We start from the raw sequence: 23,138 nt of genomic DNA, 5'->3' as shown, positions 1-23,138 counted from the left end.
GACTGGGATAGGATTCCCGGTCTTTACTCTAATTCTCATTTGATACAAGGTAAGGAGAAGTCACATGGCAAAGGCCCTAGAAGATATGTCTTTAGAAGAATTATGGCAGTTGTTCCCGATTTTCTTAGAGGAGCACAATAAGGATTGGGCAGCTTGGTATGTAGAGGAAAGCAGAAGAATAGTAAATTTTTTGCCAGAAAATCAATTGTATAAGATGCATCATATTGGTTCCACATCTATTGAGGGGATATGGGCTAAGCCGATTATAGACCTTCTTTTAGAAATTCCTCGAAGTGAAGATATGGGGAGCATCAAGAGAGAATTGCTAGAGCATGGCTACCTGCTTATGTCAGAGTCAGAAGGCCGAATGACTTTTAACAAGGGCTACACACTGCAAGGTTTTGCTGAACGCGTTTTTCACTTGCATTTGCGCTACTACGGAGACAATGATGAACTCTATTTCCGAGACTATCTGAAAGCTCATCCAGATGTCGCTAAGGACTACGAGCAGCTAAAATTGACCTTATGGAAAAAGTACGAGCACAATCGTGATGCCTATACAGAAGCTAAAACTGATTTCATCAGGCAGTACACGCAAAAAGCCCAAAATCTTTATAAGAGAAGGTATGACGATAAAATTGAATAGCATGATGGTTCTCGATGCGATGATAGTCTATTCAAGTTAATACGAATAAAAACAAAATAGATACGATTTAATACATATAAAATTCTCATTAATTCTTTTTAAATAGAATGCCTGTTTTCTTTAGTTGTTTAAGGTTATTAGAAATGTTATAATACTAATGTATACAAGATAGGAGGTGGCAAATGAAAAAGCGGTCTATCATAGCACTATCATCTTTTCTGTTCATTGCTCTTATTAGCTTATTTCTAATCTACAATCGGCAAAACAAAGGATTAAATAGTAGAGACTATATTCAGTCAAGCACACCTACCTTGTTTTTCCACGGTTATGGATCGAGTGCTAATGCTGAAAAGCATATGGCAGAAGCGGCCAGAAAAGCTGGAGTTACTCAAACCATCATCACAGCTACAGTTGATAGTCACGCTCAAGTAACTCTTAAAGGAGATATTCCGAAAGATGCTGTTAATCCAATTGTCATGGTTGAGTTCGCGGACAATCGAAATGCCAACTATGCTCAGGATGGAGAGTATGCGGCAGCAGTTGTTAGAGAGTTTCAAGCAAGATATGGCTTTAAAAAGATGAATTTTGTTGCACATTCTATGGGAAATATGTCTATTTTATTTTACCTATTGGAGCACGCTCAAAATGAAGAACTTCCACAACTACAAAAGCAGGTAAATATCGCCAATCATGTCAATGGTTTGGAGGGCATGGATTTGCCGGCTAATTTGACCATTCTAGATTCCAAAACAGGGGAACCTAGCGCCATGAGTGATAGCTATCAAAAACTTCTGGGCTTGCGCGAAATTTATCCGCAAGATCAAGTGGATGTGCTTAATATCTATGGAGATTTTAAAAATCAATCGGATGGTTCTGTTTTAAACGTTTCTTCTCGCAGTCTCAAGTATCTTGTAATTGACAATGCCAAGTCCTATCAGGAAAAACGAGTGACTGGCCCTCTGGCTCAGCATAGCCAGCTGCATGAAAATCCAGAAGTAGATAGGTTATTGATTGATTTTCTTTGGGGCAAATGATTTTAAGAATTGCAGGCTATTCTTTGTCTATAAGAAAACTTTAAGCATTTTATACTATTTTGTTCTATGGAAAGTTTTCCTTTCCTAATTTAATGTGACAGCGCAATCCGCTGATTATAATCGAAGCTTCTCTAAAACCTTATTGTTTAGAGATAGATTGAGGAGTAAAATGAAATTTAAGAAAACATTACTAACGGCAGGAGCTTTTCTAGCTACGCTCTTTACCGTATCTACAGCAACTGCTGACACAAACGTTCAAAAAGTCATTGACGAAACCTATGTTCAGCCTGAGTATGTCTTGGGCTATTCCTTGGATGACAGTCAAAAAGAGCAAACGCTTCAGCTCTTAGGCTACAATGCATCGAGTGATTCTAAACCTCTGAAAACAATGACACCTGATGTCTATTCAAAGATTATGAATGTGGCAAATGATCCTAGTTTGCAGCTATATTCTTCTGTTAAGATTAAGAAGTTGGGCAACAAGAAGCCGCTTCAAGTTAAGATTGTTACGCCGCAAAACATCACCAAGGTTACAGAGGATATGTATCGCAATGCGGCAGTCACCTTGGGCGTACAGCATGCAGAAATCACAGTAGCAGCACCTATCCCTGTAACTGGAGAAAGCGCCCTGGCTGGTATCTATTACTCACTGGAGGAAAATGGAGCAAGCGTCCCTCAGGAAAATAAAGATTTGGCTCAGGAAGAATTAGCAGCCCTTTCAAATATCAACGCTGAGAACCAGGGCAAGGAAGGTTACGATGCTGATAAGCTGAATGTGGCTCTAACAGATATTAAAACAGCTGTTGCCAATGCTAAAAAGAATAACAGCAACTTGACAGAAGCTGATGTCCGTAAAATAGTTGAAGAAACACTGAAAAACTACGGTCTCAGCAGTTCCGTCACAGCTGACCAAATCAATCTGATTATTAACTTTGCTGTCAATCTTTCAAATAGCGGAGTCATCACAAATTCTGATTTCACAAAAACTCTCACCGACTTGAAAAACAGTATTGTTTCAAAGGCTGGTGACACATTCAATAATATCAACCTTAACTTTGATGCAAACGGACTTCTTGAAGATGGCGGTAATTTCTTCAGCAATATCTGGAATGCAATCATCAATTTCTTTAAGGGGTTACTAGGTCAATAAGACTATCTAAAAAATGCAACTAAAAACCAGCTAGATTCTAGCTGGTTTTTGCGTATTTCTTATTCCCACTCCACAGTTGCAGGTGGTTTGCTTGTAATATCGTAGACGATACGGTTAACGTGGTCAACTTCATTGACGATACGGACAGAGATTTTTTGCAGAACATCCCAAGGTATCTTGGCAAAGTCAGCTGTCATACCATCGATAGAAGTGATAGCGCGAATGGCAATTGTGTAGTCGTAAGTTCGGCCGTCGCCCATGACACCAACAGATCGGACGCCAGTATTAACAGTAAAGTACTGCCATATGTCACGGTCAAGACCAGCCTTGGCGATTTCTTCTCGGAGAATAGCGTCTGATTCGCGGACGGTTTCCAATTTTTCCTCAGTGATTTCACCCATGACACGAATAGCAAGCCCAGGACCTGGGAATGGCTGACGCCAGACAATTTCATCAGGCATACCAAGCTCTGTACCCAAAGCGCGCACTTCATCCTTGTAAAGTGTATTTAGGGGTTCAATCAGCTCAAACTGCATATCTTCTGGCAGGCCGCCAACATTATGGTGAGACTTGATCGTTTGAGCAGTGTCAGTACCAGATTCGATAACGTCGGTATAAAGTGTGCCTTGAGCCAAGAATTTCACATCTTTCAGTTTGCTGGCTTCATCGTCAAAGACATAGACAAACTCGTTTCCGATGATCTTACGTTTTTGCTCTGGATCTGATACACCAGCAAGTTTGTCAAGGAAACGCTTCGCTGCATCTGCTTTAATGATGTTAAGACCAAATTTGCCACCTAGCATTTCCATAACTTGATCAGCTTCGCCTTTACGCAAAAGACCGTGATCTACAAAGATACAGATCAATTGATCTCCGATAGCTTTCTGCAAGAGGACACCTACAACAGAAGAGTCAACACCACCTGATAGGCCGAGCAGGACACGTTTGTCACCGACTGTTTCACGGATTTTTTGAATCTGCATCTCGATGAAATTATCCATAGACCAGTCGCCCTTAGCGCCACAGATATTGAGAGCAAAATTGCGCAAAATATCGTAACCGTACTCAGAATGACGAACCTCAGGGTGGAACTGGATTCCGTAGATTTTCTTGTCAGGATTTTCAATAGATGCAAAAGGACAGTCTGCAGATGTACCAGTACGGACAAAATCTGCAGGAATCTCTGTTACCGCATCACCGTGGCTCATCAGGACAAGCTGCTCATCTGGTGTGCCTTCAAAAAGAGGAGAAGTAGCACGTGTCAGTTTGGATTGACCATATTCACGATTGCCGGCATCACCTGCTGGCAATACTTTCCCGCCTAATTTATGAGTCAAAAGCTGCATACCGTAGCAAATTCCCAAAATTGGAATTCCCAACTCAAAGATCTCTGGGTCAATATCAAATGAACCTTCTTCATAAACTGAGTTAGGCCCACCTGAAAGGATAATCCCAACAGGACGGATAGCACGGACTTCATCCGCTGTGATCTTGTGGCTCTTGAGCTCAGAAAATACACCAATTTCACGGATACGACGTGAAATCAGCTGATTATACTGGCTACCGTAATCAAGCACGATGATTTTTTCAACATCTTGCAATTCAGTTGTAGTTGTCATCTTTTCCCTTTCTTAAAAGAAGTAATCTTTTTCCCTCATTCTATCACAAAAATCGAATTTTTCCAAGGTAATAGGACTAGCTGCAAGTAAAATAACTGAGAAATTAAAACATCTGTTCTAAAAAATGATAAACAAATAGGATTTCCCTACATTGATTGATATTTAGTTTGACTTTTAAACTAATTGATAATACAATAAATGTATAAAAAAGCTGCTTAAAATCAGAAAAGAGGACCATGGATGTTACCTGCTTATGTGAAAATACATGATCAAATAAAAAAAGATATTGACGAGGGTATTTGGGAGATTGGCGAGCGTTTGCCAAGCGAACGTGATCTTGCTGAAACTTTCGAGGTCAGCAGAATGACCCTGCGCCAAGCTATTACGCTTCTGGTGGAGGAAGGGGTGCTAGAGCGTCGAGTCGGTAGCGGAACTTATGTCGCAAGCACACGCGTTCAGGAAAAAATGCGCGGAACAACTAGTTTTACAGAAATTATGAAGTCTCAAGGGAAGATACCGTCCAGCCAGCTGATTTCCTACCGTCGGACACTGCCTAGCGAGCGAGAAGTCGAGAAGTTGGGCATCCATAAGACAGAGAACATCATCCGCATGGAACGGGTTCGCTACGCTGACGATATCCCCGTAGTCTATGAGGTTGCTTCGATTCCAGAGAAATTTATAAAGAATTTCAAAAAAGAAGAAGTGACCAGCCATTTCTTTCAAACTCTACAAGAGCACGGCTATAAAATTGGCAAGTCCCAACAGACTATTTATGCTCGTTTGGCCAAGGAAAAGATCGCTAAATACCTAGGAATTCCCCGTGGTCACGCCATTTTAGGACTAACACAAGTTTCCTATTTTGATGATGGAACGGCCTTTGAATATGTAAAAAGCCAGTATGTCGGCGAACGCTTTGAATTCTATTTAGAAAACACATGATTACATAACTTAAATTACGTTGCCCAAAAAACTGTCAATCGGCAGTTTTTTTATAATTCTTCATTTTCAAACCTACCGAAAGAGTGGAGTTTAAAGGGATTATTTGGTATAATATTCTTTATGGAAATTGAAAAAACAAATCGAATGAACGCTCTGTTTGAGTTTTATGCGGCTTTGCTGACCGACAAGCAGATGAACTATATTGAGCTCTACTATGCGGATGACTACAGCCTTGCTGAGATTGCCGAGGAGTTTAATGTGAGCCGCCAAGCTGTCTATGACAATATCAAGCGGACGGAGAAAATTCTGGAAGACTACGAAATGAAACTGCACATGTACTCTGACTATATCGTCAGAAGTCAGATTTTCGACCAGATTATGGAGAAATACCCTGATGATCCCTATTTGCAGGAGCAGCTTGCGGTTTTGTCCAGTATTGATAACCGAGAATAAGACGGATAGAAACCTGTCCATTTCCATCATTTGATAATTAAGAGGAGATATATTTTATGGCTTTTGAAAATTTAACTGAACGCTTACAGAACGTCTTTAAAAATCTACGCAGAAAGGGAAAAATTTCTGAGAGTGATATTCAGGAGGCGACTAAGGAGATTCGTCTTGCTCTCTTGGAGGCTGACGTTGCCCTGCCAGTTGTTAAAGATTTTATTAAAAAGATTCGTGAGCGGGCTATTGGACACGAAGTTATTAACACGCTCAATCCAGCTCAACAAATCATCAAAATCGTAGATGAAGAGCTAACAGCAATTCTGGGTTCTGACACTGCCGAGATTATCAAGTCACCAAAGATTCCGACTATTATCATGATGGTCGGTTTGCAAGGGGCTGGTAAAACAACCTTTGCAGGTAAATTGGCCAACAAACTCAAGAAAGAAGAAAATGCTCGTCCTTTGATGATTGCGGCGGATATCTACCGTCCAGCGGCTATTAATCAGCTGAAAACACTGGGCCGACAGATTGATGTGCCAGTCTTTTCCTTGGGGACAGAAATTCCAGCAGTAGAGATTGTCCGTCAAGGTTTGGAGCAAGCCAAGGCTAATCACAACGACTATGTCCTGATTGATACGGCTGGTCGCCTACAAATTGACGAGAAACTCATGCAAGAGCTGGCTGATGTCAAGGCTTTGGCACAGCCAAATGAAATTCTGCTGGTTGTCGATGCTATGATCGGTCAGGAAGCAGCAAATGTAGCCCGTGAATTTAACAATCAACTCGAAGTAACCGGGGTCATCCTGACCAAGATTGATGGGGATACTCGTGGTGGTGCAGCTCTGTCAGTCCGTCAGATCACTGGCAAACCAATCAAGTTTACTGGTACTGGTGAAAAGATTACCGATATCGAAACCTTCCACCCGGACCGTATGTCTGGCCGTATCCTCGGTATGGGAGATATGCTGACCCTGATTGAAAAGGCCGCTCAAGAGTACGATGAGAAAAAGTCTCTTGAAATGGCTGAAAAAATGCGGGAAAATACCTTTGATTTCAATGATTTCATCGACCAACTGGACCAAGTTCAGAATATGGGGCCTATGGAAGAATTGCTCAAGATGCTGCCAGGTATGGCCAATAATCCTGCTCTCAAAAATATCAAAGTAGATGAAAAAGAAATTGCCCGTAAACGTGCCATCGTATCCTCTATGACACCAGCCGAGCGGGAAAATCCTGACCTGCTCAACCCAAGCCGTCGCCGTCGGATTGCAGCTGGTTCTGGTAATAGCTTTGTCGAAGTTAATAAGTTTATCAAGGACTTTAACCAAGCCAAACAGATGATGCAGGGCGTCCTATCTGGAGATATGAACAAAATGATGAAACAGATGGGGCTCAATCCTAACAATCTGCCTAAAAATATGCAGGGCGGCATGCCTGATATGTCAGCTTTAGAAGGCATGATGGGTCAAGGAGGTATGCCGGATTTATCTGCATTAGGCGGAGCAGGTATGCCAGATATGAGCCAACTTTTTGGCGGCGGTCTCAAAGGAAAAGCTGGAGAATTTCTCATGCGCCGCAGCATGAATAAAATGGCTAAACAAATGAAGAAAAACAAGAAAAAACGGAAGTAATTGCAAACAAGTTACATAATTTGGTTTATGTAACTTGTTTTGTACACTTAGGAAAAAGGAAATGAAAAAGTCTATTAAGTACCTGATTCGGCTCTATAACGACATACAAGCGAAACTCACTTCCCATCCCATCAGCCATCTGCCCTTGAGCAAAGTTGATATTCAGCCCATCATCATGATTCCGGGGAGTTCAGCAACGGAGAATCGTTTTAACAAAATGGTCCAAAAACTCAATCATGGCCAGCATCCACACCATAGTCTGATTCGTATCAAAGTCTGGAATGACGGTCGCATGACTTATCGTGGGCATTTGAAGCGAAAGGACAGAAGTCCCATTTTTGTGATTGGTTTTCAGAATAATCGCGATGGTTACAAAAATATCAAGAAGCAGGCTGCTATGTTCAACGCTGCCATAACTGTTTTGCAAGAAAAGTACTCTTTTAACAGCTTTAAAGGACTGGGACATTCTAATGGCGGACTAGTTTATACAGTATTCCTGCAGCAATACCTAGCAAACCATTCAGGGTTGGGGATGGAAAAGCTCCTGACTATTGGCAGTCCTTATAATCTGAACAAGAAAAATCTCAATCATCGAGTTGCGATGCTAGATGACTTTGTAGCCAACCAGGGAAAACTTCCTAAGAACCTGCAGCATTTGTCAATTTTGGGAATATTTTTCCGAGATGGCGATGGTATTGTCCATAGAAGCAGTGTAGAAGCTGGGAGCTTGATTTATAAAGGAAAGATCGCTTCGCACAGAGAGGTCGTCATCACAGGTAAGGCTAAGGCTGCACATCATTCATCTCTGCCGCAAAATGATCAAGTCATTGATTTAATTCGGGAGTTTTTATTCTAATAATTATATTACATAATTTTATTTCGGTAAAATAATAGAAAGACAAGAAATAATGAAAATGACAAACATTCTTCATAGGTATTATGGTGACTTTGATCTGATAAATGAAAAATGGAATGAAGACTATGAAAGCATTTTGATTAAGCCAAAGGATGATCAAGAATATAAAAGATGCCGTTTGGCAAAGAAAACACCCAAAAAAGAAGGCTACTTTACAGTCTTTTGGAAAAAAGACCAAGACAACAAGAATATTCCTTATACTGATAAAGACTTGGGTGATGAACTGGTTATTGTCGTGAGCGACGGCTGTCATTGCGGTTTATTTATCATTCCCAAAGAGGTGGCTATTAGTAAAAAAATTCTTTCTACAAAGGATTGTAAAGGAAAAATGGCTATGCGGTTTTATCCGTCCTGGTGCAGCAATTTAAATAAAGCAGCTCGGGCAACACAAAAATGGCAACTGGATTATTTTCAAAAATTTGAATTAAAGGAATAAGTTTTAGGTAAAACAAGACAGAGTTTAGTTTTTGAATTTCTCAATTCTCAATTCTGTAAAACTAAAAATTTATGTACAATTGACTAAACTAGAGCTAAACCATTGATACAACTGAATTAGAAGCATAAAGTACATTCTTTAAAAAGTGTACTTTATTTTTGTTTTGTACATTATTCTGGAGTAGTATTTTGTATATTTTATAGTTCATCATATTATCAAATCTAAGAAATTGATTTGTACATTTTTTCAATGATAATCAATGTATAATAAAAAAATTAAAGTTCGAATTCTGAAACTACTTTCATATATAAAAAATTGAATCTAAATTGCTGTAGGCTTATAATAAAGATAGGGATAAAAAGAAATCTTCCTAGAAAGGAGTATACTGTATCATATGTGACAGTATTATTAATGAATCATGAAAAAAATAATTACTATAGTACAGTGCATTTTGTTTCCCGTGTCTCCTTATATAGCTAGAGAACTATGCTTGATGAGTAAAAATCTAGTCGATAATATGTTCCTTACATTCTTTATCATGCTAACAATTTCTTTTTGGCTTGGTATTTGGAAGTTGGGAGATCTTGTGGGAAATCCAAAATAGAAAGTAAAAAGTTGTGCTAGAGATGAGATTTTTATTTATTTTAATTATTTCTATACCTTATTTATTTTATTTAAATTGGAAGGATAAGCATAAGCAAAAAAATAAGTCCTTTTGCTATCTTTATAAGTTTTATATGATTTACTTGTGGTTTATCCTCATAATTTCTATAATGGCTATCGGTATTTTTTCCCTTGGAGTATTAGCTGGTATGGGAAGAAAACTTCCGTTTGGTTTCTTTGTTTTATCTTTTTTATGTGTAGTTCTATTTAGCTTCTATATTTTTAGTATTCTAAAAGAGATAAAGGACTTAAAGCAAATAAAAGGTAAGTAAATATTAACTAAGAGAACTAGCTAACTAGCTTTAGTAAAATATAACACGGCCATGATTCATGAGCCGTGTTTTTGTATGAATGTACAATTGAAAAATTTTTAGTTTTCACTTAAATAAAGTACATTTTACAGTATAAGATCAGCATTTAAAAAAAACTGAAAATTTTTGTACTTTTCCCTAGATAGTAGATAAACACTTAATTCGTCTGAGTTTAAGGCGTAATGTACACTCTCTAAAAAATGTACTTTATAAATGAAATGTACTTTATTTTAAGGTTGAATAAAGTACATTTTGAGTAGTGATTTATGGTGATTAGGTAGCAGGTTCAATTGTATATTTTGGTGGTTATGGAGTGGTTATAATGAGTTGGAATAAAGTACATTTTTGATAGAATTTACACTTTTACAAAAAATGTGGTATTTCGTAAAAGTGTAAATTTTGGTATAATAGGATTATATCGATAGATTGTAGATGGTCAGGAGAGATGTAGAATGAAAAGTTATTTTGAGCCTACTGGCAGACTAATAATGTCAATTGGTAAAGATTTAATTAAAGACCTTTCAGCAGCCATAGTGGAGCTTGTAAAAAATTCATATGATGCAGATGCAAGCTATGTAAAAATAACATATCTAAAAAATGAGAATGAGTTAAAAATTGTTGTTGAAGATGATGGACACGGAATGAGTCAAGATACAGTTCTGAATGCTTGGATGGTTCCATCAACGGACTATAAACTGAAAAAGAAAAATAGTCCAAAAGGAAGGGTTTATCAAGGAAGAAAAGGAATCGGCAGGTATGCTGTTTCTTTACTGGGTAACAAATTAGAATTAATTACAATAAAAGATGGTATTAAAACCATGGCTCATTTTGATTGGGATGAATTTAATTCTGAGAAGAAGTTGAGTGAAATTCCAATTGTTATTACAACATCTGAAACCACGGATGATTCTGGAACTAAACTTATCATTACAAACGAATATGGTAATGTGTTAGCGGATGAAATAAGTGAAATTGATTCACAAAAAGTTGAGAAGGAATTATCAAAGCTATTATCAAATGTAAAAGATTTTAAAATAATCGTTAGCTATGAAAATTTTTATAGCGATGTTAAAAAGAATATTTGCAAAGAAATTTCACAGTTAGAATTCAGTGAAGCGTGGCATTATAAGTTATCTGGTAAAATACATTCTGATTTTAGTTATGAATTGGAATATTTAAATTTTGGGAACTATATACCAGTTTACACTAACCACAAGATATAGTATTTCCGATAATATCAAAAAAGGCGACTTTCTTTTGAATGGAAATCGTCTTTTTCATTGAGGTTACTTAAATTAGGGAAGACATTTCATCTTTGAGTTTTTCTTCTTCTAATTTCAGCTTTTGTTGTAGTTTTTCATAAGGCACTATATATTTTTCCACAAATCTATCCTGCTCCTCGATGGGGAAATATTCTATGTAGTAATCAGGTAGCAAGTCATCTCTTGGAATAGTTAATTTAGATGTACCGTCTGCTAAATCAGATACAAGTTGTTTACGAATGGCTTCAAGATACCAGTTATAAAACTTCAAATTTACAGGGTATTTCTCATTTTTTTGTGTCAGAACAACACATAAATTACTTGGTGTAAACTTTCCGTTAACATATTGAGATTTCCCTAAAGAACCTGCTGCATAAAGTGCATATACAAGGGCTTCTGTATCATAATCATAAGATGAATGTTTTTTCCACTCATCTGAAGCGGTAATAAAATCATATTTTCCGCTAGGGTCATTTTTGGTTGAGGCAAGACTACCTTTTGGAGAAATTTCAAAAATATCGTTAAATTTCACTAATGTTTTTGATGTGTTTTCTTCCAGTTCTATGTAGCCTGAACAATTTAAGACAGAGTTTTTATATATTTTTCGTTTCTCTGATATGCCTTTGATTTCTCTGCTATTTTGAATAGCATCTATGATTTGATTTTCAATGTCATTCCACCGATTGGCAACATCAACTCTTCCTTTATGCTGAATAGATTCAAAGCCATCTTCTTCTAAGTTGTAGAATAATACTTCGTCATTTTCATTGTGCTTTGTCTTTGTAAATCCAAAAATTGATGTGTTCACCGACCGACCTTGTTCAGTAAATAGGTTAAATGGCATTTTGATTACAAAATCCAATTTAGCCATTCGTAAAATTTCCTCTGTTTTTCCATCTACCTCCTGATATTTTCTAAGTGTTGGTGTAGGCATAATGATAATGAGTTTACCATTAGGTTCAAGATATTCAATAGCCTGTTTAGTGAAATCTATAGGGCTCGTTTTTTCGTAGGGAGGATTGATTATACACTTTGTTGGTTTCTTTTCTCTGATTTTTTCGAGAAGAATTGCATCTCTATTATTCACTATTGCTTGCGAGGTGTCTGATAGCAAACTACTCCGGAACATCAAATTAGAGCGACCATCACCATGCAAGAACATATTTGAACACGCTAATGCGAATAATACAGAATCGTTTTCAAAACCTATCAACTGATTTTGTCTAATATAATCTTGTTTCTCAAGGTCATCTTGAGCTAAGCTACTTAAAATTTCAAGTGCTTCCATTAAGAAACCTCCTGACCCCATACAAGTATCTATGACAACATCATCGACATTGAGACGAGCTAATTTTACCATCAAGGATTTTATATGGTCTGGAGTTAAAATAATATTCTTATTTTCAGCTTGACCTGAACGTGATAAGAATATTTTATAGGCTTTTCCTAAAATATCTAATTTTTCATTGTTAATAAATGGAACGAAAATTTTATTTTCTATAAGAGAGATAAGATTTATATAGTCTTCTAAATGATAGTCTATATTTGAAATAAACGAAAATCTATCTCTCCAATTAAACTCTTTTGAAAGATTATTGACTTTTCGTTTTAGTTCTGTTTCTATAGCATCTAATAGAGACTTGTTTAAATTATGAGCTTCTAATATGGTTGCATCTGTAGTAGCGGTATCTTCAACATCAGGTGCAGTAGTATGCTTATATTGGTTTCTGAAATTGTTGTTCCGCAAAGCTATCAATATACCTGAGAAAAATAAACTTCTATCTGTATCTCGAACTTTTCCTCCAGCATGGAATATTTCATTTAACTGTTTGAGTATATTAGTTAATTCCGATTCACTTACAATTTCTCCTTTAAATTTTTGTATGAATAGTTTTTCTAAGTTTTTAAGGCTAAGTAGTTTATCTTTTATATGAAATGGAATAATACCAGATTGAGGAGTTTCCTTGTAATAATAGGTAACTTTAATCTGGCTCAGTTCTTGACCTGATATTGCTATGCCGATTATCCCATTATGCAATAGATTATTTTCCATATACCACTTTACTTCAGCTTCGGCGGAGGAATGTTTTAAGGCTTTTGCTTCAACAATAATTGCAAAGGATTGTTTATCTAAGAAAAAATCAGGAAAACCCTTATAGTCTGTACCTTGTTTTGATTTAAATCCGTATACATCAGGAATAGCACTTTTCTCTAAAAAAGTATTTGGTTCATAAAATTCTCTAAAGATATTTTCTGTCTTCGTTTCAGAGACTTTATTTTCAATTAGTGAGATGACCATTATGCCACCTCACTAATTGAAAGGATATAAAAAACTTCCTCACAAAAATGTGAAAAAGCCTGTTTTAGAGGTTGACAAAAAACACGTCCGATTACATAATCAGCGTGAGCTGTGAGCTGTGAGCTGTGAGCTGTGAGCTGTGAGCTGTGAGCTGTGAGCTGTGAGCTGTGAGCTGTGAGCTGTGAGCTGTGAGCTGTGAGCTGTGAGCTGTGAGCTGTGAGCTGTGAGCTGTGAGCTGTGAGCTGTGATTGCGTTCATAATACTCAATTTCCTTTATGTTTTGATACTTCTATTATATCAAAATTTTTATATTTTGTATAGTAGAAGTTTACACTTTTGTTGACAGATACTCTTTGTTTCGGTATAATACAATTAAGAAGTGAGGAGTAACAGTTATGAAGTTTGAATTTAAGTCATTATTCGATTTACAATCTGCTTTTCCTGACGAACAGTCATGTATAGACCATTTAGAAAATATGATTTGGGGTGATGTGATTGTCAGCCCTTTTGATGCTACTTCAAAAGTATATAAATGCAAAGGTAATAAATATCGTTGCAAGAATACAGGAAAATACTTCAATGTCAAAACTGGCACTCTTTTTGATAATACTAAGATTGAACTGCGTAAATGGTTCATTGCAATTTGGCTTGTAACTTCCCATAAAAAAGGCGTTTCGTCTGTGCAACTATCAAAAGACATAGGTGTTACGCAAAAAACAGCTTGGTTTATGTTGGAACGTATTCGCAAATGCTTTGGTACTGAAAACGGCAATGGTCTTGATGATGTTGTAGAAGTTGATGAAACCTATATTGGCGGTAAAAACAAGAACCGCCATAATTCTAAGAAAGTCAAAAACGCACAAGGACGTTCTTTGAAAGATAAATCTGCTGTAGTAGGCATGGTACAACGCCAAGGAAAAGTCAATGCTCATCATGTGCCAGATACAAAGACAAAAACATTGACCGAGCAAATCGTCAAATATGTCAAAGAGACTGCTCAACTTTACACAGACGAATGGCTGGGTTATAATAAAGTGGCTAAGATGTATCAACATAACTTTGTAAATCACGGTGCTCGTGAATATGTACAAGGTGATGTTTATACTAACACGATTGAAGGCTTTTGGGCTGGATTGAAACGTGGCGTTTTAGGAATTTATCATTCATGGTCTAAGAAATATCTTCAAGACTATGTAGATGAATTTGTTTTCCGTTACAATACTCGTGATTATTCGGATAGTCAGCGTTTTAATCTCTTACTTTCAAATGCCTGTGTCCGTACTAAATATAGGGAGCTGATTTATGGCTACTAATACACTAAATGATTTACATTTTGAATTGGAAAGGTCTATTTCTCGAAGAGTTGATAGTAAACTAATTGGGTATCAGGTTAGTCTTTCTGATAGATTTTATGACAAGTATACGAAATTCTGGAATAAGAAGTACAGTTTTGATTTTGTTACTAACCATCGTTCTTTTTACGCTCAACTAACAAAGACTTGTGTCTACGATGCGTTGAAAGAAAGCCTCAAAAAAGTAGATAGAAAAGCAATCGCTAAACACATGGTAGAGCTAGAAGCCTTGATTGATGTCGCAGAGAATAAAGAGGAGTTTCAAAACTTTTTTGAGAAAAAGTATAGTCTCAAATTCCCTGATTTGAATGACTGCGTTTATCCAAAGAAAAAAGAACTATCTGATTTTGATAAGAAACTTTGGATAGCGATGCACTATAACCCTAGAGAAGATAAGGGAGACGAATAATGACAACATGGTATGATTACATGGTAAGAGCCAGCGAACATGCTGGAAGTGATGGCGATTTATGGTTTCGCTATCTTTATAAGGTTATTCAAGACGACGATACAAAATTGACTAATGATGACGTGGAAAGGTTGTTGAAAAATCCTATCTTGACACCTTTCCAAAAGACAACTCTTCAAGATGCCTTGACAGACGGCACACATACAAGAGAACATGTTTTACAAGCAAATCGTAAAAGTCAACCAAAAGATATTCTGAAGCTGTTTAGAGAGGGGAATTATGGATAAGAAAATCTTATTTGAAGCTCTCAATACTGAATTAACTAAGGAAAACATTGAACTTGAAATTATCTGCGTTGGTGGCTTCGTCCTTGAGTATTATAATCTCCGAGGAACGCAAGATGTCGATGCCTTTTATCAAGAAGATACTAAAATCAGAAGCATTATTGAGAAAGTTGGTAATGATTTCGGAGTGAACGAGCCTGAAGAACTGTGGTTAAACAATAACGTTGCCAATATGAATAGAATACCGCCACGCTCTATCTGTGAGAAGGCATATAGCTATTCAAACCTGACTGTCCTTGTTCCGACACTTTCTTACATTCTCGGAATGAAACTAGAAAGCGGACGAGATAGAGACAGGCAGGATGCTGGGGACATTATTAAGCTGGTTAAAATCCGTTCCATAAAAGATGTTATTCACAAGCTCAAAGAATACGGTTTTCAACCAGACATTTCACTGATATTGGAAGTCTTTGAAATTGCCTATGGTATGGAATGGTTGGCAGAGTATATGAGAGAACACTCTGAAGAGTTTAGACATTATTAAAAGACGATTTCCGTTTGGAAGTCGCCTTTTTTGATAATCTTGAATACTATATATTGTATCTAGTGTAAACTGGTATATAGTTCCCTAAATTTTTATACAAAAGAAGAAAAAAAATTTAAAGATAGCTTTATAGATGAATTACCTAAAGGTTCTGTATCATGTGGGGAAATTAGTATTGATTATAGGGTTTATGATAAAGATCCATCAGGAATAGAAGTGATAATGAATTTTGTTAATGGAAATCAAAATACAAATCTTTCTAAAACAGAAATAAAAAATATGTTGATTGACAAATCTGGTATTAGTATTTTTAGAAATGATTTTAGAATAAGACCATATGGAGATAAGGGGTTTGACTGGTTAAATTTAGACTCTAAGCGTGTACAAAATCCTAGTATGTCAATAGGTTCAGAACAAATTAATGGAAAAATAGGTATAGAATCTGAAGAAATGTCTGGACTAAAGGAAAAAGTGCTAGAGACGGATTGTATGAAAACTCTAATTTTTATACACTGCAGAGAATTGCTGATTTGAGTCTTAGCTTATTAGAAAAGGAAAGATTTAGGTATAGACAAAAAGCAACAAAAAAGAAGCCAGAGGCAATAGATAAACTTTTTGATTTTAGCCATATCAATCAAAAAATGGAAAAAGCGGTTGAAAAAGCATATAAAAATTTAATGAAATCGCCTGAGAAGACTGATGAACACATTACGCTATTAAATAAAGAGTTAACTAAAGAAATAAAGAATTTAGAGAAAGAAAAGGAAACAGAATTTTTAGAAGTTAAAGAAACTATTGCAATTTATCAGAAGCATACAACTCTTGGGAATGTGATAAGTGTTGTGTTACATGAAGGAAGAAAACCTCTTTCTTGGTATACTAACAGAATTCCTACAATTAAAGAATATTTAGATAATTTATATAAGTGTGAAGAACTTGGAGCATCTAGTTACAATAAATTGTCAGATCAAATGAAAAAACTGAGTGATGAAGCTATGAGAATGAGTAATTTTTTTAAACGCTTGGATCCATTATCCTCTAATAAAAGGGGTAAGTGCAAAAAAACAAGTGTTCAGAAACAAATAAACGGAGTTATTGAATTGTTTGAAGAAATTGCTAAAGATAAAGATGTTGAAATACAGTATAACAGTGTAGAAGATCTTTATACAAATATCATTGAAGAAGATTTGTATATGGCGCTGACTAATATTGTTGAGAATGCAATGTTTTGGGTGGAATTTTCTTCTGAACCATTAAAATCAATTGAGATAATGTCTTATGGAGATGATGATAAAATCTACATAGAAATTTTGGATAATGGTCCAGGCATATCTAAAGAAGATTTGGAGGATGATATTCTTTTCACTCCTGGATATTCTGGCAAAAAAAGAGTGTCAGATGATAATGGTACAGGCTTGGGTTTAGCTATAGCAGGAGAAGCTATCCAAAGAAATAATGGAAAGTTAGAAGCTATAGAGGCTATTAAAGGAGCTTGCTTTAGAATAACTTTATTAAGGAGTTAGCTGTATGAGTGAATTTAAAATTTTATTGATAGACGATGATGTAGAGCAAGAACAACAATTAAAAGAAGCGATTGAGAACTTTAATAAAAAATATTTCATAAATAAAGCAAGCAAGATTCTTGGAATTACTGAGGGGAAGCAGATTGCAAAGCTATCTATACTAGATAATAAAGAAGCAGTTTATAATAAGTTAAAAGAGGATTTTAGCTTAAGTAGCGAAATTGATGAAATATTTAATTTTTCAGTAATATATAAAGCTGCTGATACACCAGAGAAAGCAATGCTGTTATTGTATAAAGAGAACTTTCATGCTTTGATTGTAGATTTAAAATTAGAAACTGATGATAATAATAAAGAAGATGAAAATTATTCTGGGAATGTTTTATTGAAAAACATTATTAGTAAGGAAATTATACCAATAATTGTTAGAACGGGTTTTCCTAATAAGATGACTCAAGAGATAAATCGAAATATTATTAAATCTTGTTCTAAAGAGACACCAACATTAGAAGAAGTTGTTGAAGAGTTAATAGATTACTACAATACTTCTATTTTTAGCATATTTGGTTCAAGAGGAAAAGTAGATAAGCATATTAAAGATTTTTTCTGGAATATATTACCAGAGTGTTTTATAAATAAGAAAGAGGAAATTAATGGTTTAGATAAGGGAATTCAAGAAAAAGTGATAATACGTTATGTATCTAGTTAGTTGAATAATAAATATATGTTTAATGATGGTTATTTGGATGTTGAGCCTATCGAAATGTATATGTTCCCAAATCCAATTGACAGGATATGTAATTGTGATATTTACAAAGATGATGATAGTAATGAAAAATTTATAGTATTAACGCCGGCTTGTGATTTAGCTAATGATAAAGCTGAAAATATCTTGTTTGCTAAAATTCAAAGTTATGAAAGTGTTGACGAATTCAATAAAACCATACAAAAGTGTTCTGAGCAACAAAAAACGGAAGAAAAGATTTCAAATGGAAATAGAAATAAGATAGCTTCATGGTCTAGAAATTCTCATGAAAAATCTATGAGATATCATTTTTTACCTAAAGTAGGGTTTTTCGATGGAGGTTTTATAGATTTTAGTTTGTTAACATGCCTAAAATATGATAGAGAAAAGAATGAATTTGCAGAACGAAATTTAGTTAAAATTGGAACAATTACAGATTCGTTTAAGAGAGATATTATTGCAAGATTTAGTTCATATTATCAAAGACAAGGACAACCGACATTTAATGCTGATAGTATATTAAAAAAATATTTATAATTTGAATTTTTAGAAAGGAGGTGTGGTTATGCTAAATATAGTAGATGTGTTTTCAGGAGCGGGTGGATTAACCGAAGGATTTAGGTATAAAGACTATTATAATTTTATTTGTCATATAGAAATGGACAAAGATGCTTGCTCTTCTTTAGAATTAAGAAACATATATTACTATTTAAAAAAAGAAAATAACCTATCTCCATATTTTGAATATATTCAAGGAAAAATCTCGAGAGATGATTTGTACTCGATTATACCAAGAGATCTAACTAAAGATATATTGAATAAGGAAATCAGTAAAGATACCATACCTTCGATTTTTGAATTTATTGACCAAAGATTAGGTAATAATGAGTTAGATGGTATTATTGGTGGACCACCGTGTCAGGCATATTCGACAATCGGTAGAGCTAATAACAAGTCGAAAAAATCTATTGATAAAAGAATTTATCTGTATAAACATTATTTAGATTTTCTGGATAAATATAAACCAAAGTTCTTTGTTTTTGAAAATGTTAAAGGGTTGCTTTCTTTTAAGGATTTATCAGGAGAGTTACTCTTGCCAAAAATAATTTGCGAATTTGATAAGTGCGGATATGAGGTAGATTATCAAATAGTAGATGCAAGTAATTATGGTGTAGTACAAAAAAGAGAACGTTTAATACTTGTCGGACATCGAAAAGATTTAGTGTTCGATAACTCATTTTTTGACTGCTTGGCTGAATATGTTGAAGCTGCCCCAACTATAAAAGAATTATTTGAGGACTTGCCAAGTATAAAGTCTGGAGGAAGTTCTCATAAGTATCGTTGTGATGTTTCAAGTCAGTTTGTTGAAAAATATATTCGTAAAAAAGATGATATTTTAACACAACATGCTGCAAGACCTCATAATGAAAATGATTTGAAGATATATAAATTGGTACTAAAAGCTAAGAAAAAAGGTAAGAATTTAAGGTATATCGATATTCCTGAAGAACTGCAAACTCATTCTAATACAACATCTTTTTTAGATAGATATAAAGCTTTGGATTATGGCTCTGTTAGTCATACAGTTGTTGCTCATATTGCGAAAGATGGACATTACTATATTCATCCAGATTTAAGACAGAATCGTTCAATTACAGTAAGAGAAGCCGCTAGAATACAAGGGTTTCCAGATGATTTTTATTTTGAACATTCACGAACAGCTGCATTTAAACAGATCGGCAATGCCGTTCCACCAATTTTATCTAAAAAAATTGCAATGGCCATTATAGATTTTTTGAGAGGACAAAAAGGAGAATGAATTACCTCTCCATCTCTTTACCCATATACTTCTCATAATTTTTTCTGATTTGATACAGTTCGGTCATATCGGATTTTGCGGAAGAATACTCTTGCATAAGGGTATTCGCCCTTACATTTATAGACAAGAACTTATGATACAGCCCCACTGGACTGCATCGCTTCTATATTCTCTTCTACGAAAACTACAATCCTTGTATTTTGAAATTTTTTGATTTTTTCAAGATAATTTGAGAAAAGGAGTAAGTCCTAGGGCGGACTACTCCTTTTTGTTATATTTTACGCTACAAACAACTTTCTTATAAGCAAACTTTCTTATTGACTTCTGTTCGTCAAGCGTTTCGATAGAAAAGATGAAATAGTGGTCTTGATGATCCTTTGCGTTCTCCTTGTTTAATTTAAAATAGTCCTTCTTTGATTTAAACATAAACAGAAGGATATCATCAATCAAGAAAGTCAAAGGAGTATCTAGGGCAGAGTAGTGGTAGAAATCAGACTCAAAGCGACGGTAGCTATCGCTAAAATAATCTATTTGTAATTCATTACGATGGAATTCAAGCTGATTCATACAAGATATCCTCCAGTAGCTCAATAGTAGTAATATCTTCCAGTAAAATGCGTTTATGCCCTTCAGTTGTTTTTATCAAGATATACTGAGGAGTGATAGTGGGTATTGTACCAGTATAAATCTTCAATTCATTCTTTTCCTGAGCTATAATCTGGGCATTTATCTGATTGGAGTATAGCTGACTAAGTAGCAGTAGTTTTTGCTCAGGTGATAGATGAGTGTGATAAGTCATCCTGTTGGTATCATCTACAAGAGCAGTTGTATGTTCGAATAAGAAAAATCCCATCCATTTCTGCATCCCTGTATCTTGATACTCTCTAGCTGACTGAAATGGTAGATAGGAACGATCAATCATAGTTTTAATCTACGCCGTCGGCAGAGTGTCCACCGACAAGTTTACTCCTTTCAATATTACGGGAACCTTCCATCAGGACGGTTCCTTTTTGAATGGCTAAAAAGCCATATTTTTCTCGTATAGCGTCTACAGCAACTTGTAGCTTCTCTTCTTTCTCTAATGCCTCTACATCATCAAATAGAGAGAGTAATGTATAGTTTTCGTCCACAAAGCCACCATAAGATACTCCAATCTGTCTAATAGCTCCTGAGGTGTATTTACTCCTAAAGAGGTTCAGAACATGGTCAACCATCGTTTTAGGGAGACTAGCGGGCTCTATCTTCATTTGTGCATTGATGGAACTTTTCATCTCCATCTTAGAGTAGGAGATGTGAATAGAAACGACTGTTGCCTTTTTATGAGCATTCCTCAGGCGAAGAGCCACTTTTTCCGCCATTTCTGCAAGGGCGATTTCAATTTCTCGCCTATTGTGATAGTCACGAGGCAGTATCTGAGAATTACCTAGTCCATGAGATTTAGGTTTATAGGGGGTGTGGACATTACTTTCATCCACACCGTTTGCATGGAACCAAAGCTGAACACCTACCTTACCAAATTCCTCTTTAAGCAGGTCAGGATTGCTATTCGCAAGCTCTTTTACAGAAGTGATGCCTAGCTTTCTCAGTCTCTTTTCCGTCCGACTTCCGATTCCCCAAAAGTCAGTGAGGTTGGAAATAGACCATACTTTTGTTTCAATATCTCCATAGGACCAATTCGCTCGCATTGTCACGGTCTTTTTAGCCTCGTTGTCAAGGGCTAGCTTTGCAAGTAAGGGATTGGCATTACTCATACCTATAGTGGAAATAATGCCTGTCTGTCTCCAAATTTCACGCTGTATGAGGGCCGATAGATTATCCAACTTATCCTTACGAGACAATGAATGATTAGGTATAAAGTAGTTCAAAGAGTTGGTCAAGTCAATAAAACCTTCATCTATAGAATAGGGGAGGATGTCAGCCGGTGATGCGAAGTTTTGAAAGATATGTTGGATTTCGATATTCTTCTCGATGTACAGCTCCATCCTTGGTGGAACAATGAGGGTTCTTCTTGCCCAATTCTCGATAAAAGATTTGTATTGGGGAGTAACCTCTATCCCTTGTTTCCAGGCATTCTGGTAATTGAACTTTCTCGTCTTGATATCAAAAGGGAGGTCATAGGAGCGTCCAACATTACTTTTTCCAAAAACCTTCTTAAACACAGGAGAAGCTGCAAGTATAAGCCCAGCACTGTTATCTGCTCGGCTCATAACACATAGAGAGGTTCGAAGAGGATTCAACCCCCTTGCGACACACTCCACACTTGCATAAAAGGATTTCATGTCTATAAAGGTAATGTCCGATTGTGGTTCCCTAGAATAGTCAATGTATCCCATAAAAATTTCCTTTACTGTTCAATCGGTGTGAAGTGCCCCACAATCTTTCCGATAATGCGAGGGTTTTCTTCATAAGGTGCAAATATATCATCGTAGTTCTCGTTGATAGAAACAAGACGGAGATAGGTTTTATGACGGTACACTTTCTTCACATAGGTTTGTTCGTTAAACTCAACAGCGTAAATATCTCCATCATCTAGGTTAGTGGATTGCTTAATCAAGACCACATCTCCATTTGGCAGTTCTGGCTCCATTGAGTCTCCAACAACCCAGGAGGCAAAATCATGAGAGATATTTTCTGTTGAGTAGGTAAGAGTATAATCTCCATCATTGAAGTAGGAGTAGCCTGTTCCAGCTGATAGACCTTCGTAAGTTTTGTAACTATATAGGTCAACGATGTTATCATCATCTGAAATTTGTTGTTCCAGTAATTCGGATGAGTAGTTTACAACCTTGTGCTGGTTTGACTTGTTCAAACGGCTGTAGATACGGATAATTTCTCCGTGCTCAGTGAAGTAGTCGGTATCCACTTCTAGAACCTTCGCCAATTCATTGAGATTATCAAGGGTAGGGAAAGACTTTCCATTTTCCCAATTAGATACCGCTACTTTAGAAATGTTAAGAAGTGAGCCGAGTTTTTCTTGGCTCATTTTTTTCTCTTTACGAAGTGTTTTTAAACGTTGACCTGAAAACATAATTAATCTCTCTTCTGTAACTTTTGTTAATTAACTTTATTTGATATACTACAATTTGTTAACTTTTTTCTTTACAAATAT

Annotated in this window: 24 protein-coding genes; 18 read left to right on the top strand and 6 right to left on the bottom strand. The window is 35.9% G+C overall.

The window, feature by feature from the left end; all coding sequences use genetic code 11:
- Positions 1-64 precede the first annotated feature (64 nt).
- The 3 genes from SCRDD08_RS06120 (at position 65) to SCRDD08_RS06110 (ending at position 2,830) form a co-directional block, all read left to right on the top strand.
- On the top strand, positions 65-646 hold the full coding sequence (locus SCRDD08_RS06120; protein ID WP_061422866.1) for a GrpB family protein: 582 nt from the start codon (positions 65-67) through the stop codon (positions 644-646).
- 182 nt (positions 647-828) lie between these two features.
- Positions 829-1,680, top strand: a complete 852-nt coding sequence (locus SCRDD08_RS06115) for an alpha/beta hydrolase (protein WP_061422865.1) — start codon at positions 829-831, stop codon at positions 1,678-1,680.
- 169 nt (positions 1,681-1,849) lie between these two features.
- Positions 1,850-2,830, top strand: a complete 981-nt coding sequence (locus SCRDD08_RS06110) for a DUF1002 domain-containing protein (RefSeq protein WP_061422864.1) — start codon at positions 1,850-1,852, stop codon at positions 2,828-2,830.
- A gap of 59 nt (positions 2,831-2,889) precedes the next feature.
- Here the strand turns inward: SCRDD08_RS06110 and guaA are convergent, their stop codons facing one another.
- Entirely contained in the window at positions 2,890-4,449 is a 1,560-nt protein-coding gene (gene guaA / locus SCRDD08_RS06105) for a glutamine-hydrolyzing GMP synthase (RefSeq protein ID WP_061422863.1), read from the bottom strand.
- 240 nt (positions 4,450-4,689) lie between these two features.
- Here guaA and SCRDD08_RS06100 point away from each other — a divergent pair, with 240 nt between their 5' ends.
- The 6 genes from SCRDD08_RS06100 to SCRDD08_RS06065 all read left to right on the top strand — a co-directional run bounded on the left by SCRDD08_RS06100 (position 4,690) and on the right by SCRDD08_RS06065 (position 11,015).
- The gene (locus SCRDD08_RS06100; RefSeq protein WP_061422862.1) at positions 4,690-5,388 is read left to right on the top strand and encodes a GntR family transcriptional regulator; all 699 of its coding nucleotides are present in this window, start codon (positions 4,690-4,692) and stop codon (positions 5,386-5,388) included.
- A gap of 120 nt (positions 5,389-5,508) precedes the next feature.
- The gene (locus SCRDD08_RS06095) at positions 5,509-5,841 is read left to right on the top strand and encodes a putative DNA-binding protein (protein ID WP_005590307.1); all 333 of its coding nucleotides are present in this window, start codon (positions 5,509-5,511) and stop codon (positions 5,839-5,841) included.
- Between the two features lie 56 nt (positions 5,842-5,897).
- The gene (gene ffh, locus SCRDD08_RS06090) at positions 5,898-7,466 is read left to right on the top strand and encodes a signal recognition particle protein (RefSeq protein ID WP_061422861.1); all 1,569 of its coding nucleotides are present in this window, start codon (positions 5,898-5,900) and stop codon (positions 7,464-7,466) included.
- Between the two features lie 61 nt (positions 7,467-7,527).
- On the top strand, positions 7,528-8,322 hold the full coding sequence (locus SCRDD08_RS06085) for an alpha/beta hydrolase (protein ID WP_061422860.1): 795 nt from the start codon (positions 7,528-7,530) through the stop codon (positions 8,320-8,322).
- A 52-nt stretch (positions 8,323-8,374) separates the two neighbouring features.
- Entirely contained in the window at positions 8,375-8,818 is a 444-nt protein-coding gene (locus tag SCRDD08_RS06080) for a MepB family protein (RefSeq protein WP_061422859.1), read from the top strand.
- A 1,426-nt stretch (positions 8,819-10,244) separates the two neighbouring features.
- A complete protein-coding gene (locus SCRDD08_RS06065; RefSeq protein ID WP_061422857.1) occupies positions 10,245-11,015 on the top strand; it encodes an ATP-binding protein in 771 nt (256 codons plus the stop codon).
- Between the two features lie 67 nt (positions 11,016-11,082).
- On the opposite strand, the gene SCRDD08_RS06060 is transcribed toward SCRDD08_RS06065, so the two are convergent.
- Complete coding sequence (locus SCRDD08_RS06060) at positions 11,083-13,353, bottom strand: N-6 DNA methylase (RefSeq protein WP_061422856.1); 2,271 nt, start codon at positions 13,351-13,353, stop codon at positions 11,083-11,085.
- A 395-nt stretch (positions 13,354-13,748) separates the two neighbouring features.
- On the opposite strand from SCRDD08_RS06060, the gene SCRDD08_RS06055 reads away from it, so the two are divergent.
- The 9 genes from SCRDD08_RS06055 (at position 13,749) to SCRDD08_RS06025 (ending at position 20,029) form a co-directional block, all read left to right on the top strand.
- Positions 13,749-14,666, top strand: coding sequence for an IS1595 family transposase (locus SCRDD08_RS06055; RefSeq protein WP_061422855.1), 918 nt, complete (start codon positions 13,749-13,751; stop codon positions 14,664-14,666).
- Positions 14,656-15,114, top strand: a complete 459-nt coding sequence (locus tag SCRDD08_RS06050) for a hypothetical protein (protein WP_061412771.1) — start codon at positions 14,656-14,658, stop codon at positions 15,112-15,114. The genes SCRDD08_RS06055 and SCRDD08_RS06050 overlap by 11 nt, the downstream gene beginning before the upstream one ends.
- Entirely contained in the window at positions 15,114-15,401 is a 288-nt protein-coding gene (locus tag SCRDD08_RS06045; protein ID WP_061412768.1) for a hypothetical protein, read from the top strand. Before SCRDD08_RS06050 ends, SCRDD08_RS06045 begins: the two co-directional genes overlap by 1 nt.
- Entirely contained in the window at positions 15,394-15,942 is a 549-nt protein-coding gene (locus tag SCRDD08_RS06040) for a DUF6036 family nucleotidyltransferase (protein ID WP_061412765.1), read from the top strand. Before SCRDD08_RS06045 ends, SCRDD08_RS06040 begins: the two co-directional genes overlap by 8 nt.
- A 222-nt stretch (positions 15,943-16,164) precedes the next feature.
- The gene (locus SCRDD08_RS11935; protein ID WP_231089346.1) at positions 16,165-16,476 is read left to right on the top strand and encodes a hypothetical protein; all 312 of its coding nucleotides are present in this window, start codon (positions 16,165-16,167) and stop codon (positions 16,474-16,476) included.
- Positions 16,428-17,465 carry a sensor histidine kinase gene (locus SCRDD08_RS06035; RefSeq protein ID WP_231089345.1) on the top strand — a complete coding sequence of 346 codons (1,038 nt, stop codon included), beginning with the start codon at positions 16,428-16,430 and terminating at the stop codon, positions 17,463-17,465. The genes SCRDD08_RS11935 and SCRDD08_RS06035 overlap by 49 nt, the downstream gene beginning before the upstream one ends.
- A gap of 4 nt (positions 17,466-17,469) precedes the next feature.
- On the top strand, positions 17,470-18,174 hold the full coding sequence (locus tag SCRDD08_RS11665) for a hypothetical protein (RefSeq protein WP_196756175.1): 705 nt from the start codon (positions 17,470-17,472) through the stop codon (positions 18,172-18,174).
- A 15-nt stretch (positions 18,175-18,189) separates the two neighbouring features.
- On the top strand, positions 18,190-18,747 hold the full coding sequence (locus SCRDD08_RS11660; RefSeq protein ID WP_196756174.1) for a hypothetical protein: 558 nt from the start codon (positions 18,190-18,192) through the stop codon (positions 18,745-18,747).
- 28 nt (positions 18,748-18,775) lie between these two features.
- Positions 18,776-20,029 carry a DNA cytosine methyltransferase gene (locus tag SCRDD08_RS06025; protein ID WP_061422854.1) on the top strand — a complete coding sequence of 418 codons (1,254 nt, stop codon included), beginning with the start codon at positions 18,776-18,778 and terminating at the stop codon, positions 20,027-20,029.
- A 258-nt stretch (positions 20,030-20,287) separates the two neighbouring features.
- Here the strand turns inward: SCRDD08_RS06025 and SCRDD08_RS06020 are convergent, their stop codons facing one another.
- From SCRDD08_RS06020 to SCRDD08_RS06005, 4 genes are read right to left on the bottom strand one after another with little or no spacing between them, the layout of a single operon-like run.
- The gene (locus SCRDD08_RS06020) at positions 20,288-20,596 is read right to left on the bottom strand and encodes a DUF5960 family protein (RefSeq protein WP_061422853.1); all 309 of its coding nucleotides are present in this window, start codon (positions 20,594-20,596) and stop codon (positions 20,288-20,290) included.
- The gene (locus tag SCRDD08_RS06015) at positions 20,583-20,951 is read right to left on the bottom strand and encodes a hypothetical protein (RefSeq protein WP_061422852.1); all 369 of its coding nucleotides are present in this window, start codon (positions 20,949-20,951) and stop codon (positions 20,583-20,585) included. The genes SCRDD08_RS06020 and SCRDD08_RS06015 overlap by 14 nt, the downstream gene beginning before the upstream one ends.
- Before the next feature lie 4 nt (positions 20,952-20,955).
- Positions 20,956-22,362, bottom strand: a complete 1,407-nt coding sequence (locus SCRDD08_RS06010; protein ID WP_061422851.1) for a Y-family DNA polymerase — start codon at positions 22,360-22,362, stop codon at positions 20,956-20,958.
- A gap of 11 nt (positions 22,363-22,373) precedes the next feature.
- On the bottom strand, positions 22,374-23,057 hold the full coding sequence (locus tag SCRDD08_RS06005) for an XRE family transcriptional regulator (RefSeq protein ID WP_061422850.1): 684 nt from the start codon (positions 23,055-23,057) through the stop codon (positions 22,374-22,376).
- Positions 23,058-23,138: the final 81 nt, after the last annotated feature.

This window comes from Streptococcus cristatus (assembly GCF_001578775.1).
Taxonomy (GTDB): domain Bacteria; phylum Bacillota; class Bacilli; order Lactobacillales; family Streptococcaceae; genus Streptococcus; species Streptococcus cristatus_A.
The sequence above is the reverse complement of the archived record's forward strand: the minus strand, read 5'-3'. Positions and strand labels throughout refer to the sequence as shown.